Origin of the sequence: Bacteroides nordii (assembly GCF_019930665.1) — a bacterium.
Classification (GTDB): domain Bacteria; phylum Bacteroidota; class Bacteroidia; order Bacteroidales; family Bacteroidaceae; genus Bacteroides; species Bacteroides nordii.
This window is the reverse complement of record NZ_CP082886.1, coordinates 2,710,729-2,734,150: the sequence shown is the minus strand read 5'-3', so window position 1 is coordinate 2,734,150 and position 23,422 is coordinate 2,710,729. Positions and strand designations below refer to the sequence as shown.

Sequence of the window (23,422 nt, the reverse complement as noted above, 5' to 3'; positions counted from 1 at the left end):
AATGAGCCATAAAGGTTTGAGATCATGGAAGTTCTATGATGAATATTGTTTTTCCCGGCTGGCTTATACCTATGGAAAGGTGTCCCTGATGTTGTCGGATGATTTGCTTGCAGAGGCTGAGGCCAATTCCGGTCCCTTCAGATTTGGTGGTAAAAAAGGGGATGAACACTTTTTCCTGTAATTCTTCGGGGATACCAATGCCGTTATCTGCTATTTCTATAAGTATATGTTCTGTTTGTGACACACGAAGACTAATGACCCCATCCGTCCGTCCTTCCAAAGCTTGCATAGCATTTTTCAATAGATTGAGAAAGACCTGTGATAATTGGTTTTCATCTCCGTTTATTTCGATAGAAAGCGGGTGGCACTGTACTGAGAACGTAATTTGATTTTCTCTGAAATCTGTTTCCAGTAAGATTTCGAGCTTTCGTACTAACTCGTTTAATAGAAAAGGTTTCTTTTCGGGTTGGGGCATATAAGAAAGGTGGCGGAATGACTCGGTGAATTCCATAAGCCGTTCACTTTGTCCCTGAATGATGCTGAGTCCTTGTTTTGCCTTCTCATTCATATCCGAATACAAAGAAAGAGTTTGTGATAAAGAGATTACAGGAGCAATTGTATTCATTATTTCGTGAGTGAGTACGTGAGTGAGTTTACTCCATGATTCACTTTCTTTGTCACTTAATTCATCTTGTATATCTTTGATGGATAGTAAAGTGAAGACTTCTCCTTGTAGTGTCATTTGATTACGCGAAATACTAAGATGATTGTAAATTTCTCTATTGGTCAATAATCTTTCTACTTGTTGGCTATTGGATAATTGATTACATTTCAATAAATGAAGTGCAGCGCTGTTTGCAATCACTATTTTGCCCGAACGATCCCATGCCAATACTCCACTGGGAACTTCCTGCAACAGAGAATGATAAAAATGTTCCTGTTTTTGATATTCTACTTTTGTTTGTAGCAGTAAACTGTTGATTCGGTTTAACGAACGGTTTAGTAGTTTTTGTTCCTGACTGACATTCTCTTCGGGAAATAAGAGTATGTTTTCCTTATCTTGTACAGCATCAAAGAAGAGTCTTATCTTTCGGTTAAGCGTATTCAATCTATGGGTTAATGCGCCTATCAGGAAGAAAGAACAAAGAATGAGCAAGCCTCCTATAATGATTCCTGTTTTTGACAAAATCATCCACATACCTGCCCCCGAAATGGCGAGAATAAGTAGAATATATGCGAGTATGACAACATAGATATGCTTGCTGAATATCATGACATTTAAATTTTAAACCGTTTTAGTTTGTTATATAAAGTCTGCCTGCTTACTCCCAATTGTTCGGCAGCTGCTGTGAGGTTACCGTTATTCTGTAAGATAGCCGTTTCAATAGCCTGGCGTTCCACTTCTTCCAGGTTGGGGACAATGGGTATAGATTGAGGCTTCCAGGCTTGCTTTATAAAGATATCTTTAGGACGTATGACATTGCCATCGCAAAGAATAACTGCTTTTTCGATGGTATGTTGCAACTCCCGTATGTTTCCGGGCCAATGATAGGCACATAGCTTCTCAATGGTTTGCTCGTGCATTTGTATATTGGGGCGTTGATATTTTGTGGCGAATTTGCGTAGAAAAGTATCAATAAACAGGAGTATATCGTCTCCGCGTTCACGTAACGGAGGTATTTCAAGATGTATTGTATTGATACGATAAAATAAATCTTCCCGGAATGTTCCCTCTTTGACCATTTCCGGAATATCTTTATTGGTGGCTGAGATAAGGCGAATGTCAATTGGGATGATCTTGTTACTTCCTACACGCATCAGATTACGATTTTGTAAAACGGTCAATAGTTTGGCTTGAAGAGAGAGAGGGAGATTACCTATTTCATCCATAAAGAGCGAACTTCCGTTGGCTGCTTCAAATTTACCCGGGCGACCTTCGTAGGCGTCGGTAAAGGCTCCTCGTTCGTGCCCAAAAAGTTCACTCTCAAAAAGGGATTCACTGATGGCTCCCATATCCACACTGAGCATGGTTTCTGAATGACGTGGAGAAAGCTGGTGTATTTCGCGTGCCAACATTTCTTTTCCGGTTCCGTTCTCACCGGTTATTAGAATATCAGCATCTGTCAGAGCTACTTTTCTTACTATTTTAATCAGCTGTATCATAGCAGGTGAGCGCCCAATCAACATATTCTGATTGTTCTTTTTCTCCTTCCCGGTAGTTCCTATGGGTTGTTTCCGGTGGTTGAACGCTTCTTTTATTTTCTGTATCAGGGTTTGGTTATCCCAGGGTTTTAAAAGAAAATCAGTAGCTCCGTTTTTTAAAGCTTTCACAGCTAATTCCACATCACCATAGGCAGTGAGCATTACTACAGGCAACGATGGAGCTATTTCGTGAATGTGTTTCAGCCAGTACAACCCTTCATTGCCATTATTGATGCCTGCTGAGAAATTCATATCAAGAATAACGACATCTATTTTGGAGGAAGAGAGCAAGGTAGTGATTTGATTGGGATTGGTAGCTGTTTTGATTTGTCTGAATTCATTCTCGAGCAGAAGTTCGAGTGAAGTCAGTACACCTTTATTATCATCTACGATGAGAATGGTTCCTGTTTCCATGAGCTGTTTTTATCGGTCTCTGAGTTTTGGGTAAAGGTATTTGTTTTTGATTCTCTTTGCAAATGACTGTCCAATATTTAGACGTTTTTGGAGGAAAAATTTGTAAAAGAAGGCAATTGCTATGTTTTTAAAGCTGATAAAAGTTGCAGTGTCCAGTTTTTGGACGTTGTAATGTTGAAATATTGGACAGTTAATTTATGGTGTTATAGATATGTTTCTTATTATCAAAAGATTAAGAATTTTGGCATATCGTTTGCTTTTAGTAATATATAGCAGACCCACTGTAAGGTAATGCAGAGTGCTGTTTATATGATTCCTCACAATAAAACTCGGTGGAACTCTGTGGTGAATATAGATTTAAAGATACTATATATTATGGGAAAAAGATTATTTCTGATTTGTTTTCTGTTTTCGACAATATCATTGCAAGCTCAGGTAGAACTGACACTTGATGATTGTATTCGTTTGGGGTGGAAACAAAATCCGGAAATAAAGAATAGTGCTTTACGAATAAAAGGAGCACGTGCCGATTATGTAGCTTCTATTGGTGCTTTTTTACCACGTGCGGTGGTAGATGTTACTACCGGAAGACGTTACGGCCGTTCTATTGATCCGGGTACAAATGGCTATACCACTGAATCTTTTGATGAAGGGAGCATCGGTTTGGATATGACTCTCTCTTTGTTTGAAGGTTTCTCACGTATCAACCGGGTACGTTTCGAGAAGATGAATTACGAACGTACTGAATGGGAACTGAAGAATAGACAGAATGAACTGGCTTATCTGATAACGGATACTTATTATAAACTATTACTGGAGAGGAAATTACAATATTTAGCCTATGAACAAAGTATTTTGGGCGAACGCTATCTCAGGCAAACAGAAACATTTGTTGAATTGGGATTAAAGTCTAAATCTGATTTACAAGAGGTAAAAGCCCGGTGTGAAGGGGATATCTATCGGTATGAAACGCGTAAGAATAGTGCGCGATTAATTCTGCTTCATCTGAAACAATTGATAAATGTTTCTGCTTGTGACACATTGATTATAAAGGATACGGTGAATGCAGAAATACTTCCTGTATTATCGGTTTCTTCTCCACAATATATTTATGATCGGTCAGTTGAGGTGTTACCTTCCATAAAAGTGATAGATTTGCAGCAACGTGCTGCCCGTAAAGAGTATGCTATGGCAGGCGGGCAATTCTCACCTTCCCTTTATGCCCGTTTTACAATAGGATCAGACTATTATAACGGTTTCTCTTCGCACCAGTTGAAAAATAATATCGGCAAATATATTGGCATCGGCATATCCTTTCCTCTTTTGAGCGGCTTAGAGCGGCTTACACGTCTGAGAAAACAGAAATTGAGTATTTATCAGTTACAAAACAATGCGGAGCTCGAAAAGCAACAGCTTTATACCGAAGTGGAGCAGACAGTATTGTCTATTCATGCCGGACATAATGAGCATCGGCAAGCATTGTCACAGCTTCGTGCTGAAGAGCAAGTGTTGAAAGAATCTGAACGAAAATGGGAGGAAGGACTTATTTCTGTGTTTCAGCTGATGGAATCGCGTAACCGTTTTATTTCTGCCAAAGCAGAATTGATGCGGGTACGATTACAAATGGAGATGTTATCGAGATTGGAACAGTATTATCGAAATGGAACTTTTATAGCAGAATAGACAAAATGGATACACTTATTGAACGAAAACCGGGAATGAAACGCAAGTATCTTTCGCTTATTGCCGGAGGGCTTGTACTGCTTGTTTTGATACTTTTTTTTATTTTCAGAGATACAGCTCCTTCTATGACTGTAGAGAAAGACCGCTTGACCATTGCTACAGTGAAAAAGGCAGAGTTCAACGATTATATTCGTGTTATTGGTCAGGTGATGCCTAACCGGATTATTTATATGGATGCCATTGAGGGTGGGCGTGTAGAGGAGCGTCTGAAAGAGGAAGGAGCCATGGTGAAAGCAGGTGATGTAATTCTACGGCTTAGCAATCCGCTACTCAATATTGGTATTATGCAGAGTGAAGCCGACCTTGCTTATCAGGAAAATGAATTGCGTAATACACGTATCAGTATGGAGCAGGAGCGATTGCGTCTGAAACAGGAACGTATTGGGGTAAATAAAGAATTGACTACCAGGCAGAGGCGTTACGAGCAGTATGAACGCCTGATGAAGGAACAACTTATAGCTCGTGAGGATTTTCTTCAGGCCCGCGAAGAGTATATGGCAGCAAAAGAACAACTTGCTGTGATTGATGAGCGTATCCGTCAGGACAATATTTTCAGGGAAAGTCAGATCACCAGTCTGGATGAGAACATCAGGAATATGAAACGTAGCCTTTCTTTGGTACGTGAGCGTATAGAGAACTTGAAAGTGAAGGCACCTATTGATGGACAAGTGGGCAATCTCGATGCGCAAATTGGTCAGTCTATTGCTGCGGGAGAGCATATCGGACAGATTATCACTTCCGACCTGAAAGTACAGGCGCAAATTGATGAACATTATGTGGAGCGTGTTATACCGGGATTACCTGCCGACTTTACACGTGACGGAGGCAATTATAAACTGGAAGTAATTAAACCTTATCCAGAGGTGAAAGACGGGCAATTTCGTACAGATTTATATTTTACTTCTGGCCGGCCTGAGAATATTCGCGCCGGACAGACTTATCATATCAATTTACAGTTAGGAGACCCTTCTCAGGCTATTCTTGTACCTCGTGGAGGATTTTTTCAGATTACAGGTGGTCGATGGATGTATGTTGTTGATGAAAGTGGTAAATTTGCCACGAGACGTTCTGTGAGAATCGGACGACAGAATCCGCAGTATTACGAGGTAACAGAAGGATTGTCTCCAGGTGAAAAAGTGATTATATCCGGTTATGAATTATTTGGAGACAATGAAAAATTGGTACTGAAATAGTAGTTAAGTAGTTAAGTAGTAAGTAGTCAAGTAGTAAGTAGTTAAGTAGGATACTATGACTACTTGATTAATAAGATGAAACAACTTAGTAACCATACTATCTACTACTTACTACTTAACTACTTGACTACTTACTACTCTATTTATTTTTTTATTATGATTAAGACAGAAAAATTATCTATGCTTTTCACCACAGAAGAAGTGCAGACAAAAGCATTAAATGAAGTTACTTTGCAAGTGGAACGCGGAGAATTTGTAGCTATCATGGGGCCATCGGGCTGTGGAAAATCTACCTTGCTGAATATCCTTGGTACACTTGATTCACCTACTTCCGGTTCTTATCTTTTTGAAGGAAAACAGGTCGATAAAATGACAGAAAGCCAGCTTACTACACTTCGTAAAGGTAATCTGGGATTTATCTTCCAGAGTTTTAACCTGATTGATGAGTTGACGGTTTATGAGAATATAGAGCTTCCATTGGTTTACATGGGGATGAAATTGGCTCAAAGGAGAGAAAAGGTGAAACAGGTATTAGAACAGGTAAACCTTTTACATCGTGCCAATCATTTTCCACAACAACTTTCGGGTGGACAACAACAACGGGTAGCTATTGCTCGTGCTGTTGTGACAGATTGTAAACTACTATTAGCTGATGAACCGACAGGAAATCTTGATTCGGTAAATGGGGTGGAAGTTATGGATTTGCTGGATAAGCTCAATCAGGCAGGGACGACGATTATTATTGTTACTCATTCAGAGCGTGATGCTACATATGCTCACCGGGTTATCCATTTGCTTGACGGAAAAATAGTAGCTGAGAATATCAACCGTCCGATGACAGAAAAGTCTGAATCTAAATATCAGGTATTATGATTGGAAATTATTGGAATAGCGCCTTGCGTAATCTGATGAAGCGGAAAGTATTCAGTTTTATCAACATTTTCGGTCTGGCTGTGGGTATGGCTTCAGCTTTACTTATTCTTACGTATGTGACTTTTGAGTTTAGTTTTGATAAAATGCACTCCAACTATGACCGTATTTTCCGCGTAGAGAGCACATTTCATGAGGGCGATGTACAGACGGACTATTGGGCAAGCAGTTCCTTTGGCTATGCTTCAGCTATGAAAGAAAATTTAGCAGGAATTGAAGATTATACCCGGATTGGTTCATTACTTCAACCCGAGCAGATTGTGAAGTATGGCGAGCTTACCCTTCGTGAAAATCAGATAGCTTATGCAGATCCGGGGTTCTTTCGTCTTTTTAATTTTGAACTACTGAAAGGAGATAGAGTAACTTGCCTTGCGATGCCACGGCAGGTAGTAATTACCGAACGGATTGCGCAGAAGTATTTTAAAGATGAAGATCCTATCGGGAAGATACTTATCTTTACCGGAAGTGGGGGTGGGTTACCTTGTGAAGTAACGGGAGTAATGGCAGAGATGCCTTCTAATTCTCATATCCGTTATAATTTTCTGATTTCGTATAAATCTTTGCCTCAATATATGCAGGAATACTGGTACAAGCATGAAGTATATACATACGTATTGCTTGACAATCCTCAGCGGAAGGGAGAAATAGAGAAAGAGTTTCCCGTCATGGCTGAGAAGTACAAGACAGAAGAAGCCTTGAAGAATAAAATCTGGGGGGTATCTCTGGTATCATTGGCAGATATTCATTTGCAACCACAAGTTGGTTATGAAGCGGAAACGAAAGGGAATCGTTCAGCTATGATTGCTTTGATCTTTGCTGCTGTTGCTATTTTGGCTATTGCCTGGATCAACTATATCAATCTGGCAGTAGCCCGTTCTATGGAGCGTGCCAAAGAAGTGGGGGTACGCAGAGTGGTTGGAGCGTTTCGTAAACAACTTGTGTCACAGTTCCTGTTTGAAGCACTGTTGATGAATCTTATTGCTTTTGTATTGGCTGTGGGACTGATAGAGGTTGTACTTCCGTACTTTAACCAACTGGTGGGGCGTACGGTGACATTCTCTGTATGGTTGGCAGGATACTGGTGGATATTATTAGTTACTGTATTTATTGCAGGCATCTTTCTTTCTGGTTATTATCCGGCACTGGCTCTGCTCAATCGTAAACCGATTACTTTGTTGAAGGGGAAATTTCTCCATAGTAAGTCCGGAGAGCGTACCCGTAAAGTATTGGTAGTGATACAGTATACCGCTTCTATGATTTTGCTTTGTGGAACGCTGATTGTCTTTGCACAGCTCAGTTTTATGCGTAATCAGTCATTAGGAGTGAAGACAGGGCAGACGTTAGTGGTAAAGTTTCCCGGTCATACCGAAGGCATGAATACTAAACTGGAAGCGATGAAAAAGGCGATATCACGATTGCCATTGGTTCATAAAGTTACATTTTCGGGGGCTGTTCCGGGTGAAGAAGTGGCTACTTTTCTTTCCAATCGGCGGACGAATGATGCGTTGAAACAAAACCGTTTGTATGAAATGCTGGCATGTGATCCTGATTATGTAGATGCTTACGGGTTAACAGTAGTAGCTGGGCGTGGTTTTTCAGAAGAGTATGGCGATGATGTTGACAAGTTGGTTATCAACGAGACAGCTGTACGTAACCTTGGTTTTACTTCCAATGATGAGGCTATCGGTCAGCAGGTGACTGTAGAGTGTACAGATGCCCCTATGCAGATTATCGGGGTGGTAAAGGACTATCATCAACAGGCATTAAGTAAAAATTATACGCCTATCATGTTGATCCACAAAGATAAGATCGATTGGTTACCTCAGCGTTATATTTCTGTTGTGATGAAATCAGGTGATCCCAGAGAACTGGTATCTCAGGTAGAGGAGATATGGCATCGTTATTTTGAAGATTCCAGTTATGACTATTTCTTTCTTGATCAGTTTTTTGATCATCAGTACCGGCAGGATGAAGCCTTTGGGGTAATGATTGGCTCGTTTACCGGATTGGCTATTTTTATATCTTGTCTTGGCTTGTGGGTGTTAGTTATGTTTTCCTGTACTACACGTACTAAAGAAATGGGTATCCGTAAAGTTTTGGGCGCTTCTCGTTTTAACCTTTTCTTTCAGTTAGGTAAGGGCTTTTTCCTGTTGATATTGATAGCGGTCCTGATTGCTCTTCCGGTGGCATGGTTTAGTATGGATACCTGGCTGAGTCATTATGCTTTTCGTACAGAGCTGAAAGGTTGGTTCTTTATATTGCCGGTAGTACTGATGTTACTGATTTCTTTTGTCACGGTAGCTTGTCAGACGATGAATATCATTCTGAGTAAACCGGCGCGGTCTTTACGATATGAATAGATACTAACCATCTGTCATTTGCAGATATGGGGAAGACATTAACCCATATCTGCTTTTACCCAATCCTCTATCATTGTGGGAAGCGGACCATAAGGTTGTATACTTTCTGTCCGTAAAGGTTTCATTGTGCCAAAATCTACTTTGTAGTTTTTACCTTCAGGTGTTACATAATAGACATAATCTTTTTCTCTTTCATTAAAGGGTATATAAAACATACTTTCTTCTTCCTCTTTTGAAACAGGATACCAGCCGGTGACAAACGGTCTGCTTTCTATATTCGATGGATAAGTCATATAGTTGAAAAGATAGCAATAGATATCGAAATCAATATCGTAAGGAAAGCTTAATACATGTGCTTTGTTAGTGAATTTTTGTATCTTGATAATAGCTCTGTCCTTTTCTTTATTGTACATGGAGCAGAAATCTTTTACTAATATTTCAATTTCGCTGCTATTTACTTTTTCTACTAATATCACTTTGTTATTGGATACTCTATTCTGTGTGTGCATACAGTTTCTTCGTGCTCTTTCTGTTTGTCTTTTTTGTTTCCTTAGCCTCATTTTGTATAAGTCCCAGTACAGAAAGAGGATAAATACAGCTATTGATGCAAGATAGGCTATGGCTGCATGAGAATATTGTGTTTCTGCAAACATAAGCATGCAGAGTGCCATTCCTAATGAGCCAACAGGTAATCCGATATTGTCATTCTTTTCTGAGTTACGGTACAGTTCTTTGAAGTGAGGACGATAAATCCATAAGAAGCTTATGAGTGCACTGATCCCAAACAAGATGAGAGTTCCATATTGTTTCGATAAACTTGAAGGAATCTCCATCTCACTCATCCTGAACAGAGTTACCAGAATGATCCAACTGCCTGTCATAAACGTATTGACACGTATGAATGGCAGTACATATTGTTTTAATGTACTTTGTTTTTCCATGTATACTGCTTGGTTTGTCTTGTGGGTAAAGTTAAATATTTTTGTTTTTATATCCAATTGATAAAAGAAAAACATTTATATCTGTTGATCTTTATATTTCTTGATCGGTATTGGATGATTGATAATCAGCGTATTGATTAACTCGAATCTACTACATTGCAATCAGAGCTGAAGTTTCTCAAGAATCAGATTAATTCGCATTTCCTGTTTAATATGCTCAATAATGACAATGTACTGATACGGAAAAATCTTGCTGAGGCTTTAAAAGTTTTGTTTAAGTTATAGGATTCTTTTGATAACAACGATATCTTTATGAAGTCTCACGAGATAGCTATTGGTAATAGTTATCATGATGCTTTTTTTGAAGAGTTTGTATTACGAAAGAGAATCAGATAAGTTTGTTTGTATATTATTTCTTTGAAAAAGTGAGACATTTAGACGATATTGGATAATAAATAACTAAATTAGAACATATAAGGCAGCCAAAATGTCGTATTTTTGTCAGACATAAAAAGAGTAATATACTATGAAGAATAAGCTTTTGATAAGTTCTTTACTGTTGTCTTCGATAGGAGGTAGTAGTACAGTTGCCGGTACTGTTTCGGATAAGGAACACCCCAATATTATTTTGATATTATGTGATGATATGGGATTCTCCGATCTCGCCTGTTATGGGGGAGAAGTACATACCCCTAATATTGATTTTCTGGCAGAGAACGGAGTGCGTTTCAGTCAGTTTAAAAATACGGGAAGAAGTTGTCCGAGCCGGGCTGCTTTGCTTACCGGTCATTATCAGCATGAAGCCGGTATGGGGTGGATGACTGCTGTAGATGAACATCGCCTTGGTTACCGGGGACAGATAGCAGCGGATATCCCTACGATTGCGGAGGTATTCCGGGACAATGGTTATGCCACTTATATGAGTGGTAAATGGCATGTGACAGTGGATGGAGCTTTCGATCAACCTAATGGAAGTTATCCGGTACAACGGGGATTTGAAAAGTATTATGGTTGTCTGAGTGGCGGTGGTAGTTACTATACTCCTAAACCGGTTTATTCCGGTTTGACAAGAATTAATCAGTTCCCCGATGATTATTATTATACGACAGCTATATCAGACTCTGCTGTAAGTTTTGTAAGAAAGCACCCTGACGATGTACCTATGTTTATGTATGTGGCGCATTATGCACCGCATCTACCGTTACATGCTCCAAAGAAGCGGGTTGAAGCTTGTAGGGAACGTTATAAAGTGGGATACGATGTGTTACGGCAGCAGCGTTTTGAGCGTCAGAAAGAGTTAGGGTTAGTTGATAAATCAATGGAACTTCCGGTCTATCAAAGGGAATTCAAAGGTAAACGTCCGGCATGGACCGAGCTATCTCTCCGGCAGCAAGAACAATGGATTACTGATATGGCTACTTATGCTGCTATGATTGAGATAATGGATGACGGTATAGGCAGGCTTATCGAAGCGGTAAAGGAGAAAGGCATATACGAGAATACAGTATTTCTGTTTATGAGTGATAACGGAGCAACCAGTGAAGGTGGTTATTTAGGGCAGTTGATGGCAGATTTAAGTAATACGCCTTATCGTAGTTATAAGCAATGGTGCTTTCAGGGTGGAACGAGTTCACCTTTGATTGTAAAATACGGCAATGATATTAAAAACGGAGTGAAAGAGAAAGGTATTATTTGCCGTACCCCCAGTCATATTATAGATCTATTCCCTACTTGTTTGGATATGGCGTCTGTGAAGTATCCTTCCTCTTTTAATGGTAGGAAAGTGAAACTGGCCGGAACAAGTCTTTTACCCGCCATGAAAAATAAAAAACTACGTCCGCGTGATTTGTTTTTTGAGCATCAAACATCATGTGCTGTTATTTCGGAAGGATGGAAGTTGGTACGAAGTAATGGCAAAGCACCCTGGGAGTTAATAAATCTGTCGTCAGACCCTTTTGAAGAAAAGGATTTGTCAGCACAATACCCGGAGAAAGTAAGAACTTTGGAAAAGAAGTGGAACCGGTGGGCAGAACAACAACACGTTTTTCCTTTTGAATATCGTCCTTGGGGAGAACGTATTAAATACTACAAAACATTGAATCCTGATCAAAGCGGGAGATAGAATACTCTCCCTCGTACATGTAAAATCAAATGGATTAGATGGACAAGGGGGAAGGTACTTGAAGCCTTTGCCTCTTAGTCTTATTGCTCTGTTTGGCTACTTTTACTTTTCTGATGAATTCTTACAAAAAAAGTTGTGGTAGTAATAACTTATATAAGTCATTGCTACCACATGTAGTACGCTACGCAGAATATAACCTCTATTCTCTTATTTCTTTTCTAATAGAAACTCGTCTACTATTTTAATCAACTGGTCTTTAGGCATTGCTCCCTGTAAAATTTTTGGTTCTCCTTTTACTGGGATCATTAATAAGGTGGGTATACTTTGGATACCGAATGTTCCGGCAAGTTCAGACTCTTTATCCACATCTATTTTATATACGTCTATTTTCCCGGCATAGTCTTTACTTATATTATCTAAAATGGGGGCCATTGCTTTACACGGACCACACCAGGTGGCGTAAAAATCAATGATTGCAGGACGGTTGCCTTCAAATTTCCATTCATTGGGATTGGCTTCGTAATTATATACTTTCTTTAAAAAGTCTGCTTCAGTTAATGCTATTACTTCCATATCGCTTTGTTCTTTTTGAGAATAAACACTTTTATTGTCTTTATTACCTGCACAGGCTGTTGCTATAAAAGTCAGTGTGAGGATAAAAATTGCAGTTAAGGTTTTAATTGATTTCATATACTTTCTTTTTTTATAGTTTTTACTGTTGCAAAGATAGTGATGTCAGGCATATATATAAATGACAATTTAGCTGGAATGTTTGACATTTTTTCCCTTTTAACGTTCTTCATGATAACTTTTCTAAAGAACTATCCTGTTGTTTTACTCCGCCAGACTCTTGTTGGATATTTTATCAGAATGAGTAATGGTTTTAAAGTATGCATAAATGTTTTTTCTATGTGGGATTATAAACGCTTATAGACTATTTATGTATATTAAAGAACTAATGAGTCGCTTTGTACCACGCAGTCTGATATTTTTCAGTGGCATAGGAGTTAGTACTTGGATCTGAGATTGTTGCACCGGAGAATGTATTGATTTTAATCTTTCCCTTGTTCATGGTGTAATAATAATCGGTATGCCTTTTATAGGGGATAGTGCGTTCCAGTTGTTCTTCAAATCGTGCCAATAGGCCGGCGTCTGTACAGAGTTTCGCTACATAGTCCCCACAGTCGAAAAAGAGGGTGGGGGTGTATCCGTCCATTGTCTGTATAGTATATAATGAAGAGGAAGGAAGAGTATATTGGTTATTTATCTCTTTCATTGTAGCAGCTAAATTTTCCAACTCGGAACATACCGTTACTCCGATTGTCCCGCAAGGCATTTCTTCGTAGTTCTTATAGAACTCGTAGAATGCATCACATATGCTTTCATAATCGACTTTACCCAACAGATGCGGACCAATCTCAGCATAAGGCATACCGTAAGCCATGATCTCACAAGGGGAAGCAATCAGATAGTCGGTAACTTCTTTCAGATCATAGGCAACTTCTACAGAAGCCATGTAACAGTCATCAAAGAGAATATACTCCATTTTTATTCCGGCATTTGCAATTCCCTCTGCAAGAGTGGTGGTGTTAGTTTGATATTCAGGACTTAATCCACCGAAATAGCGTGTCAGAAGTACGCCTTCATATTCCCAGTGCTTCTTCTGGCCTATACTTCGCACCTGTGCGGTTGGTACGGGAATCCATCCCATTCCGTGACAACCGATTGTCATGGCATAGCGGTTGGCAGGAGCGAGGGTTTTAACATCATTCAAAATGGAAGTAATGCCCGTAGCCGTAGTGAAAGCGGGGTTATGATAAATTTTCAGGGGTTTGCGTATGCATTTGCCATTATCATATGCCAACTCAAAGAGTACTGCTTCAGTGGGCGAAGTACAGAAGAATACTACAACCCTTTCGTTCTTGAGTATGTTTCGTTCTACTACACTCTCAAAATCTGATATATTGGTTTCGAAGTAAGATTTAAGATTGCTGGACCATGGAAGATACATGAGTACGGTCTGATCTGTTTTTACAGGCCAATCCTCTTGTTCGCATGATGTAAATGCCAAGGGAATGATTAACAGTATAAGGAGCAAAAAACGTTTCATTACTTTCAGTGGGCAGGTCATTATCTTCTTTCTTTTTATAACAATACATTTGCCTTTCAGATACAAACGTAAGAAATATTTCTCTAATAAAGAAAATATAGGGAGAGAATGTGGGTTACTATTCTATTTATTCATTTATATTTGCTGTTCCTATACAAGTTTCCCACAAATCAGGAGGTATAAAGATATGAAAACAGATAAAGAGAAAATGCTGGCAGGTGAACCCTATCTGGCTTTTTGTAACGAGTTGGTAGAAGATCGTGCCCGGGCAAAAGACGTTTTGTTTGAATACAACAATTTGCGTCCGTCGGACATGGAAAGACGTACTGAAATACTGAAGCAATTCTTGGGTGCTACCGGAAAGCAATTGCTGGTCGAACAACCCTTCCGTTGCGATTATGGCTATAATATTCGTGTCGGTGAGAATTTTTATGCCAATATGGGATGTACGATATTAGATGAGGCTTTGGTGACTTTTGGAGATAATGTACTGTTGGCTCCTAATGTGAGTATTTATACGGCAGGACATGCTGTAAATGTGACACGGCGCATAGCCGGTTGGGAGTATGCCTGTCCGGTAGCAATAGGGCATAATGTGTGGATTGGTGGTAATGTAGTGATACTTCCGGGAGTTTCGATTGGCGATAATAGCATAATAGGTGCCGGAAGTGTGGTGACAAAGAATATTCCTGCCAATGCCGTTGCTGTGGGAAATCCCTGTAAAGTGATTCGGGAACTTACCGAAGACGAACTGAAATAAAATACTTTAGATAAAACGGAATATGAAGAAACATTTTTTACTTGCAGCTGGTCTGTTTATGACATTTGCTGTACAATATCAAACAATTATGGCACAAAGTCTTGAAAAGATGAATTGGTTTAATGAACCTGATAAATGGGAGATACGGGATGCACGTACTTTCTCAATGATAGTCCCTCCGAAAACGGATTATTGGAGAATATCCCATTATGGTTTTACGGTAGATGATGCACCTTTTTACTATGCTCTTTACGGTGGGGAGTTTGAAGCGAAAGTTAAAATAACGGGAAACTATGTGACTACTTTTGACCAAATGGGACTGATGATTCGTGTGGATCATGAGAACTGGATAAAAGCAGGTGTGGAGTATGTGAATGGTAAACAGAATGTGAGTGCTGTGGTGACACATAAAACAAGTGACTGGAGTGTGGTAGAGTTGGATAAAGCTCCTCGTTCTATCTGGATAAAAGCTGTCAGAAAGCTGGATGCCGTAGAAATATTCTTCTCATTGGATGATAAGAAGTATACGATGATGCGTACCTGTTGGTTACAAGATAACTGTCCGGTAATGGTAGGATTAATGGGAGCATGTCCTGATGGTACGGGATTTGAAGCTATCTTTGAAGATTTTCAGGTGAAACAATTGCCTGATACACGTCGGTTGGAATGGGCAAAGAAGCAAAAGTAAAACTTCAATTATGTTTCACCATAGAGAGTAGTACGAAGGAGTAATTGTATCAAAACTGTTTTATGCTTTCATGGGTACACAGGATGGAATGGATGATCCGTTGTCATCCGTTTCATCCTGTGTGCCATAGAAGATACTTTATTTCCGGAGCTTTATTTCCGGCACAAGTATAAATCGAGTGTCCGGGAAGTATTTTTCCATATATTTTCTGATAAAGCTTTGCGTATCCTCTTGTATTGTTTTATCTTCTACTGTGGGATACAGATTATACATCACAGTATCAAGACGGATCCCCCGGTTACGTATGGCTTCAAAGCTGAGTAATGTGTGGTTGATGCTTCCCAACTTGCCGGAGGTAACAAAAATGAGCGGGTAACCCTTTTGGGCTACATAGTCGATCGTCAGCAACTCTTCGGTCAACGGCACCATCAGTCCGCCGGCACCTTCGAGCAGAACAATGTCATAACGGTGGCTGAGTTCGGCGGTGGCTTGTTCCATCTTGTTGAAGTTTATGGGGCGCTTGTCCAATTGCGAGGCAAGATGCGGTGAAGCCGGATAGGAGAAAATCTCCGGCATAGTGAGTCCTTTACGATCTTCTTCGGTATGAGGAATTCCCATGATACGGCGGTGCAGGTCAATATCTTCGGAATAACCTACATTGCCGGTCTGAATAAATTTCTGGGTAATAGTACGCTTTCCGTTCTTATTGAGTTCGCGGGCCAGGAAACCGGTGGCATAACTCTTTCCGGCATCAGTGTCAATGCCGGATACAAAAAATACATTCTGTTTCATTGTTTCTTCTTTTTTGCGATGATATAAATAGGGTGATAAGTAAGTGTCACGGAGCGGTTGTTACCGGATTGGCGGGGATAGTCCTCGCAGAAACGGTTTAGTTCGCGCCGTGTCCAATGGTGTTTACCGGTACCCGTAACTCCTGTTTCTTTCAGATGATAGAGTACTTGCAGCGGATTGGTGAAGGTACGGGGAAGTACCTCTTCTTCTGCATAAATGATATCGTACATAGGGGCGAGCGAAGCCTTCAGGTCGCGGAGCGAACGGTAGGTAAGTCCGTGACCGGTGGTACTACGTATCTCTTCCATGTTCTTTTGCCCGAAAGTGGTGAAAGCGAAATACCCGTTTCTACTCAGATAGTTCGTACAACGGTGAAAAAAGTGTTCCGGGTTTTCAAACCATTGGAGGGTAGAACAGGAGGTGATAAGTTCCGTATCTTCGGGAAATGCGAGTGTTTCGGCATCTCCGGCAAGGAAGCCTACGCCCCGATTGAGCAGGTCCTCACAGCAGGTCTGCATGTCGTGGCAGATATCATTCAGGAGAAGCTGTTTCGGCTGCAGGGTATGATAGAGCAGCCGGGAGTAATTGCCTGTGCCGCAACCAAATTCTACCACTTTCCCCAACGGGGTCGGAGGGAGATATTGCTGTAAGAGATGGATCATTTTTTCGGCTATCTGTTGCTGTATATTTGCTTCCCGCGTATAAGTACCGATTGCTTTAGAGAAACGTTCGGCTATCAGATTCTTGTCCATATTCATTTCAGGTATTGCGTAAAGAGTGATTCGTCATAATGAGCTTCGTTACCATGGAGGATGGAAGCGGAAGTCTCTTCCCAGGCAGTATGTTGATTGGCGGGAGGGAAGATACGGTCGTTTTCACCGATGATGGCTTTTTTCCAGGAGAAACTGGCAGGAGGAAGTTCCCGATATTGCCGGGCAATGGCGGCGAGTTCCTCTTTCAGGTCTTCTGCTGACCGTTGGGGAGTAATGTGGCGGAAGCTGTCAAAAGCACTTCCATTGGCGCACATCCGGCGCTGGAATTTCCGAAGGGATGCTTCGTTCAAACCCTCTAATGTTCCTTCGAAAATGGCGGGAGGAATACCTCGTTTCTCGTCGATAGGGAAGGGGGTGCCGTTGATCGCGACACTGCCGTTGACAGGAAGTGCAATGCGTGAGAGTACTTGTGAGGCCGCCCAGACTCCCATAGACCATGCCACAACGTCGAAATGAGAGTAACGGGCTGCCGGGGAAGTGTCGAAATCGAGTGTATGATAATCGTAGCAAATCATAAAATCGCTTTCACGGGGTGTATATTGTATGAAAGGGCGTTCATCCATTCCCCAGCCTGCGAAGAACAGGAGAAGGCGATCTTGTTTATGATTCGTTGACGTATGGATATATTGGTTCATAGGTAGATGTGATACTTAAAATAATGTTGTGTAATATTACTATTGTCGCATTGTTCGGAATACTAAAGTCTGTCTTTGTAATGTATTGATTATTAAAGGGTTTACGGAACGCTTTTCTCCCCGGAGCCGAACAGCCTGCTCCCCGGTGCCGAAGAACCTCTTCCCCGGAGCCGGGCTACCTCCTCCCCGGAGCCGGGCAAGGCGTACGGCTTGGGGAGAAAACTGTATGTAAAATAATGCGATTCTGTTTGAGGTGGATTCCATATCGTTTAAACTTATATATTCAGACAAAACGGGAGTAACAGTTGGCATCTTAGCATCTTCTTTTTGAGGAAAATTTAAACAGGCTTTTCGTCTTTTGATATTTCATTTATTAATTTCTCCATTTCACTTTCCCTGATCTCTGCCGTCAGCGAGAATCGGATACGTGAGGTACCTTCCGGTACCGTAGGTGGGCGTACGGGCAAAGCATAGAATCCTTTGCGTTGTAGTTCTTCCGCCTTCCGGATGGCCACACAGCTTTCTCCTGTTATCAACGGCACGATGTGGCTGGTTGAAGGGCAGTCATATCCTTTGTTTTTCAGGGCTTCCCTGAGTTGGTTACTAAGGAACCGCAGAGTTTCACGTCTTTGCCGGAAGCCTGCCAGACGTTCCAGCATGAAGGAGGTCCACTGTACTGTCACTGGAGGCAATGCCGTGGTGAAGATGAAAGTACGCATCTTGTTAATAAGGTATTCCCGTATTACTTTCCGGCAGACGATATAGGCTCCTGCCGAAGCTAACGCCTTACCGAATGTACCTACCAGAAAGTCGATATCGTTGATGCAATCCTGCTCTTCTGCACATCCCAGTCCTCTCTGTCCGCGTACTCCGAAGGCATGAGCCTCATCTACATACAACAGTACATTGGGATATTGTTTTTTCAAACGAACCAGTTCCCGGAGATCGGCTTCGTCACCATCCATACTAAAGATACTTTCGGTGACGACGATAATGCGTTCGTATTCCGAATGATTCACTTGCAACAGACGTTCCAACTGGTTGTATTCATTGTGACGGTACCGGATACATTTTGCTGCCGATAGGCGTATGCCGTCTATCAGGCTGGCATGTACCAGTTTGTCTGCTAGGATGAGCGTGTGTGTATTGCTCACTGCCGGCAGAATACCTGTATTGGCATGATATCCGCTGTTGAATGTCAATGCCGCTTCGGTACCAAAGTCATCGGCAAGTTGCTGCTCCAACCGATCATAAATACTGAAGTTCCCCGTCAGCAGACGTGAAGAGGAGGAGGTAGGCAAAAAAGTCTCCGTGGTCAGGGTTTCCCGGAACTCCTGGCGCAGTTTTCTATCGTTTGCCAATCCTAAATAGTCGTTTGAAGAGAGATTCAGCATCCGCTGTCCGTCTACAATAACATTTCTGCCTTCGTGTGTAATGGCAGGAAGCTTTCGTAGATTGCTTTTCTCTTTCAGTTCCTGCAACTCTTGTTGCATCTGTTCGATGGTGGTCATAATTCTTTAATTTATTAATTAGTAGTTAAGTAGTCAAGTAGTTAAGTAGTAAGTAGAATACATTAGACGAGTCATTTCTACTTGACTACTTAACTACTTGACTACTTACTACTTAACTACTAATCTGCTCATTATTTTGATAACTCCACTCGTAAGTTTACTTAATTGTTCCGGCGTGATGATAAACGGGGGCATGAGGTATACTAATTTTCCGAAAGGACGTACCCAGATACCCTCTTCAACAAAACTCCGTTGCATGTACGCCATGTCTACCGGCTGATGTGTTTCAATAACCCCGATAGCACCCAATACCCGTACATCTGCTACGGTCGGAAGTGAACGTGCCGGAGCCAGTTCTCGCTTCAGTTGCTCTTCGATACGGTATACATTTTCCTGCCAACCGGACTCTAATAACAGGCGTACCGAAGCACAAGCTACGGCACAAGCCAGCGGATTCCCCATAAACGTAGGGCCGTGCATAAAAGCTCCCGGTGCATGATTGGAAATCATATCTGCCACTTCATTGGTTGCCAATACGGCAGACAGTGTCATATATCCTCCGGTCAGTGCCTTGCCGATGCACATGATATCCGGTTCTACTCCGGCATGTTCCCAGGCAAAGAGCTTTCCTGTACGTCCGAAGCCGGTAGCTATTTCATCAAAGATAAGTAACAGATTGTGCTCACGGCAAAGTTTAGCTGCCTCCTGTAAATACCGGGGATGGTAAAACCACATACCGCCTGCCCCCTGTACAATCGGTTCGAGGATAAGTGCGGCGAGCTCGTCGGAACGTGTTTCTATCAGTTCTTTCAGAGGGAGAATATCTTCCGGATTCCACTCGCCATCAAAACGTGAGGTGGGTTGAGGTACAAAATAACGTACCGGCAGTGCTGATCCGAACAGCGAGTGCATCCCTGTTACGGGGTCACAAACAGACATTGCATTCCATGTATCACCATGATATCCGCTGCGTATGGTAACGAAATTATTCTTTTCTGCCTTCCCGGCGGCATACCAGTATTGCACGGCCATTTTCAGTGCTACTTCTACTGCCACCGATCCGGAGTCTGCATAGAATATCTTCTGCATCGAAGGAGGAACCAGAGGGAGCAACAGCTTTCCCAATTCAATGGCCGGATCGTGTGTCAGTCCGCCAAACATTACGTGCGACATTTTCTCCAACTGCCCCCGTACCGCTTCATTCAATACCGGATGATTGTATCCATGTACCGCACACCACCACGACGACATTCCTTCTACAAGCACCCGCCCGTCACTTAGCGTAATCGTAGCCCCCTCTGCCCGTTCTACTTTATATACCGGCAATGGATTCGTGGTCGAAGTATAGGGATGCCACAAATGTTCCCGATCGAACTCGTCCCCTATTTCTTTCCTTCTCCCTTCTCCCATCTCCCTTCTCCCATCTTTTATCTCGTATCCTGCTGCACAAATCATCTGCTTGTCTTCCGAAACTTTTGAGCCGAGTGTAGTTAGTAGATCTCCCACGATAGCCGAGTTGATGCCGATATGTAAAGCCCGTTTCATAGTTTCCGGAGAGAGTTGTGAACGTCCTCCGGCAAAGCGCAGATAGGCTGTCGGGTTGATAAAACGGAAAAGTGCAATAGCGGTCAATACCTCTTCTTCTGTCAGCGGTGTTGCGTGTTCCAGTGGGGTACCAGGGATCGGGCTGAGCAGGTTGATCGGGATGGACTGTACCCCAAGTTCCCGGAGGGTGAAAGCAAATTCAATACGCTGTTCCAGTGTCTCTCCCATACCGATAATGCCGCCGCAGCAGATATCCATACCTACCCGGCGTGCAGCATTGAGTGTAGCCAGTTTCTGCTCTTGCGTATGCGTAGAGCAAAGTTTCGGAAAATAGGAAGGCGCTGTTTCCAGGTTACAGTGATAACGGGTGATACCTGCGTCGTAGAGTACCTGTAATTCATCTTCTTCGAGGAGCCCTAAGGAGGCGCATAGCTGAATGGAAGTATGCCTGCGCATGTAGCGGGTGGAATCACGGAGTTGAATAAGTTGTTTCGGGGAGGGTTTTCGTCCGCTGGTGACGAGTGAGAACCGGGCTATGCCCTGTGCTTCGTTGTATTGTGCCTGTCGGAGGCATTCATCTTTACTGACGAGGTCGTAGACCTCAGCTTTTGTCTGGTAATGGGAGGATTGTGCACACCATTTACAGTTTTCCGGGCAACGTCCGGACTTGGCATTAATGATGGAACACATGTCGAATTCGCGCTGTGCACGGGCGACGGTAATCTCATGGGCAGCCGCATATAGCGCTTCCCTGTCGGCTGTATTAGCCAGCCAGGCCGCTTGTTCGGGCGTGATATCAACGCCTTGCAGCACCTGGTCTTTAAGTTCTTCAAGTGTCATAAATGTATGATAAGGGATAGTTTGAGCAGCTTTCTGCTTGGCGAGCGAACGTTCCGTCACATTGAGATGCAACTGTCCGATGGTTACCTGGTGTCCCAGGCTGGCAAAGGCAGCATATCCCTTCCGGCTCCAACAGCGGAAACGGATGGCAGGTCTATGGATCAGACGGTTCGTTTTCATTCTTTTCTCAGGTTTTGAACAGGGCAAATGTACAAAGAAATTTTGAGTATGTGAACATAAAGACCTATCTTTGCGTACTACTAATGTCATACTTAGAATAATAGCCTTATGATTGATTTAAGCCGTAAACTCCCCATCGGGATACAGACTTTCGAGAAGTTGCGTAAAGAGGGATATCTCTATGTGGATAAGACTGCGCTTGTCTGGCAGATGGTAAGTACCAGTACTCCTTATTTTCTGAGTCGTCCCCGTCGCTTCGGGAAAAGTTTGCTGCTGTCTACTTTTGAGGCTTATTTTGAGGGAAAGAAAGAACTTTTCGAGGGGTTGGCTATCGAAGATTTGGAGAAAGAGTGGGTCACCTACCCTGTCCTGCACCTCGACTTGAACGCCGAGAAGTATGATACTCCCGAAAGACTGAACAGCATTCTCAGTAACCACTTAACTCAATGGGAACTGAAATACGGAAAAGGAGTTGACGAAACTACCCTGTCGAGCCGTTTCATGGGAGTTATTAGACGTGCTTCCGAATTAACCGGGCGCAATGTCGTTGTCCTGATAGACGAATACGACAAGCCCTTGCTTCAGGCCATGCAGAATGAGGCTTTGCTGGATGAGTATCGCACGACCCTGAAAGCTTTTTATGGCGTACTGAAAAGCTCCGATCGTTACCTACGTTTCGCTTTCCTTACCGGAGTGACCAAATTTGCCCAGGTAAGTGTATTCAGTGATTTGAACCAATTGCAGGATATCAGCCTGTGGTATGACTATGCTACTGTTTGTGGTATTACCCGGGATGAGTTAATTTCGACTTTCCATCCTGAGCTGGAAGTGCTGGGCAGAGTTAACGATACCACTTATGAAGAAACGGTGGATGAGATGACCCGGATGTATGATGGTTATCATTTTCATCCTGCGGGAGAGGGCGTTTTCAATCCGTTTAGTGTACTCAATGCGCTGAAAGCAAAAGAATTTAATGATTATTGGTTCCAGACCGGGACACCGACTTTTCTCGTTGAACTGCTTAAAAAGAGTGACTACGATCTTCGCATTTTGATTGATGGCGTGGAAGCATCTTCTACCGCTTTTACCGAATATCGGGTAGAGGCACGTAATCCCATCCCGTTAATCTACCAGAGTGGATATCTCACGATAAAAGAGTATGATAAGCGTTTCAAGATGTATCGTTTGGCTTTTCCGAATGATGAAGTGAAGTACGGTTTTATGAATTTCATATTGCCTTTCTATACACCAATACCGGACGGAGAACGACGTTTCTACATTGGCAAGTTCATCAAGGAACTACAGGCAGGTGATGTAGCAGCTTTCCTCACTCGTCTTCAATCGTTTTTTGCCGATTTCCCTTATGAGTTGAACGAAAACAAAGAACGCCATTATCAGGTTGTGTTTTATCTTGTGTTCAAGTTGATGGGGCAGTTCACCGAGGCAGAAGTACGTAGTGCCCGTGGAAGGGCGGATGCTGTGGTAAAGACTCCCGATCAGATTTATGTCTTTGAGTTTAAGCTGAATGGCACGGCAGAACAAGCCTTACAGCAGATTGATGACAGGGGCTATCTGATACCCTATCTGGTGGATGGACGCGAAATAGTGAAGGTGGGAGTAGAGTTCAGTGCCGATACACGAAATATCAGTCGTTGGCTGGTGGAGTAGCTGTTGCCAGATTAT

General features: G+C 42.2%; 18 protein-coding genes and 2 pseudogenes. 10 read left to right on the top strand and 10 right to left on the bottom strand.

All coding sequences use genetic code 11. From position 1 onward, the window contains the following. Window positions 1-22: 22 nt before the first annotated feature. Entirely contained in the window at window positions 23-1,273 is a 1,251-nt protein-coding gene (locus K8P02_RS10970) for a sensor histidine kinase (protein WP_025867635.1), read from the bottom strand. 5 nt (window positions 1,274-1,278) lie between these two features. Continuing rightward, complete coding sequence (locus tag K8P02_RS10965) at window positions 1,279-2,616, bottom strand: sigma-54-dependent transcriptional regulator (protein WP_122200666.1); 1,338 nt, start codon at window positions 2,614-2,616, stop codon at window positions 1,279-1,281. A 375-nt stretch (window positions 2,617-2,991) separates the two neighbouring features. Here K8P02_RS10965 and K8P02_RS10960 point away from each other — a divergent pair, with 375 nt between their 5' ends. The 4 genes from K8P02_RS10960 to K8P02_RS10945 all read left to right on the top strand — a co-directional run bounded on the left by K8P02_RS10960 (window position 2,992) and on the right by K8P02_RS10945 (window position 8,842). After that, window positions 2,992-4,299 carry a TolC family protein gene (locus tag K8P02_RS10960; RefSeq protein ID WP_025867634.1) on the top strand — a complete coding sequence of 436 codons (1,308 nt, stop codon included), beginning with the start codon at window positions 2,992-2,994 and terminating at the stop codon, window positions 4,297-4,299. Between the two features lie 5 nt (window positions 4,300-4,304). Next, a complete protein-coding gene (locus tag K8P02_RS10955) occupies window positions 4,305-5,552 on the top strand; it encodes an efflux RND transporter periplasmic adaptor subunit (protein ID WP_002561458.1) in 1,248 nt (415 codons plus the stop codon). A gap of 156 nt (window positions 5,553-5,708) precedes the next feature. Then, window positions 5,709-6,425, top strand: coding sequence for an ABC transporter ATP-binding protein (locus K8P02_RS10950; protein ID WP_025867633.1), 717 nt, complete (start codon window positions 5,709-5,711; stop codon window positions 6,423-6,425). Next, window positions 6,422-8,842 (top strand): ABC transporter permease, encoded by a 2,421-nt coding sequence (locus K8P02_RS10945; RefSeq protein ID WP_002561460.1) that lies wholly within the window; start codon window positions 6,422-6,424, stop codon window positions 8,840-8,842. Before K8P02_RS10950 ends, K8P02_RS10945 begins: the two co-directional genes overlap by 4 nt. A 38-nt stretch (window positions 8,843-8,880) precedes the next feature. Here K8P02_RS10945 and K8P02_RS10940 read toward each other — a convergent pair whose 3' ends face one another. Further along, entirely contained in the window at window positions 8,881-9,783 is a 903-nt protein-coding gene (locus tag K8P02_RS10940) for a hypothetical protein (protein WP_223382341.1), read from the bottom strand. Between the two features lie 120 nt (window positions 9,784-9,903). On the opposite strand from K8P02_RS10940, the pseudogene K8P02_RS10935 reads away from it, so the two are divergent. The 3 genes and pseudogenes from K8P02_RS10935 to K8P02_RS10925 all read left to right on the top strand — a co-directional run. Next, window positions 9,904-10,065, top strand: a pseudogene (locus tag K8P02_RS10935) (histidine kinase); the annotation flags it as partial. Between the two features lie 3 nt (window positions 10,066-10,068). Further along, a pseudogene (locus tag K8P02_RS10930) lies at window positions 10,069-10,179 on the top strand (DNA-binding response regulator); the annotation flags it as partial. A gap of 130 nt (window positions 10,180-10,309) precedes the next feature. Then, window positions 10,310-11,905: an arylsulfatase gene (locus tag K8P02_RS10925; RefSeq protein ID WP_007486659.1), complete on the top strand. Its 1,596-nt coding sequence runs from the start codon at window positions 10,310-10,312 to the stop codon at window positions 11,903-11,905. 207 nt (window positions 11,906-12,112) lie between these two features. Here K8P02_RS10925 and trxA read toward each other — a convergent pair whose 3' ends face one another. Beyond that, window positions 12,113-12,595 carry a thioredoxin gene (gene trxA / locus K8P02_RS10920; protein ID WP_025867631.1) on the bottom strand — a complete coding sequence of 161 codons (483 nt, stop codon included), beginning with the start codon at window positions 12,593-12,595 and terminating at the stop codon, window positions 12,113-12,115. Window positions 12,596-12,860: 265 nt separating this feature from the next. Continuing rightward, the gene (locus tag K8P02_RS10915) at window positions 12,861-14,036 is read right to left on the bottom strand and encodes a clostripain-related cysteine peptidase (RefSeq protein WP_002561464.1); all 1,176 of its coding nucleotides are present in this window, start codon (window positions 14,034-14,036) and stop codon (window positions 12,861-12,863) included. Window positions 14,037-14,202: 166 nt separating this feature from the next. Between K8P02_RS10915 and K8P02_RS10910 the strand changes: the two genes are divergently transcribed. Together K8P02_RS10910 and K8P02_RS10905 are read left to right on the top strand one after the other, a co-directional pair. After that, window positions 14,203-14,775: a sugar O-acetyltransferase gene (locus K8P02_RS10910; protein WP_002561465.1), complete on the top strand. Its 573-nt coding sequence runs from the start codon at window positions 14,203-14,205 to the stop codon at window positions 14,773-14,775. A gap of 58 nt (window positions 14,776-14,833) precedes the next feature. Next, window positions 14,834-15,463: a DUF1349 domain-containing protein gene (locus tag K8P02_RS10905; RefSeq protein ID WP_369880842.1), complete on the top strand. Its 630-nt coding sequence runs from the start codon at window positions 14,834-14,836 to the stop codon at window positions 15,461-15,463. 138 nt (window positions 15,464-15,601) lie between these two features. Here the strand turns inward: K8P02_RS10905 and bioD are convergent, their stop codons facing one another. The 5 genes from bioD to bioA all read right to left on the bottom strand — a co-directional run bounded on the left by bioD (window position 15,602) and on the right by bioA (window position 21,739). Further along, on the bottom strand, window positions 15,602-16,255 hold the full coding sequence (bioD, locus tag K8P02_RS10900) for a dethiobiotin synthase (RefSeq protein WP_025867630.1): 654 nt from the start codon (window positions 16,253-16,255) through the stop codon (window positions 15,602-15,604). Then, the gene (gene bioC / locus K8P02_RS10895; RefSeq protein WP_196811948.1) at window positions 16,252-17,007 is read right to left on the bottom strand and encodes a malonyl-ACP O-methyltransferase BioC; all 756 of its coding nucleotides are present in this window, start codon (window positions 17,005-17,007) and stop codon (window positions 16,252-16,254) included. The genes bioD and bioC overlap by 4 nt, the downstream gene beginning before the upstream one ends. A 2-nt stretch (window positions 17,008-17,009) precedes the next feature. Then, complete coding sequence (locus K8P02_RS10890) at window positions 17,010-17,663, bottom strand: pimeloyl-ACP methyl esterase BioG family protein (RefSeq protein WP_025867629.1); 654 nt, start codon at window positions 17,661-17,663, stop codon at window positions 17,010-17,012. 338 nt (window positions 17,664-18,001) lie between these two features. Then, window positions 18,002-19,174, bottom strand: a complete 1,173-nt coding sequence (locus tag K8P02_RS10885) for an 8-amino-7-oxononanoate synthase (RefSeq protein ID WP_223382339.1) — start codon at window positions 19,172-19,174, stop codon at window positions 18,002-18,004. A 108-nt stretch (window positions 19,175-19,282) separates the two neighbouring features. Continuing rightward, a complete protein-coding gene (gene bioA, locus K8P02_RS10880; protein WP_223382338.1) occupies window positions 19,283-21,739 on the bottom strand; it encodes an adenosylmethionine--8-amino-7-oxononanoate transaminase in 2,457 nt (818 codons plus the stop codon). Between the two features lie 108 nt (window positions 21,740-21,847). On the opposite strand from bioA, the gene K8P02_RS10875 reads away from it, so the two are divergent. Next, window positions 21,848-23,407: an ATP-binding protein gene (locus K8P02_RS10875; RefSeq protein WP_025867628.1), complete on the top strand. Its 1,560-nt coding sequence runs from the start codon at window positions 21,848-21,850 to the stop codon at window positions 23,405-23,407. Window positions 23,408-23,422 lie beyond the last annotated feature (15 nt).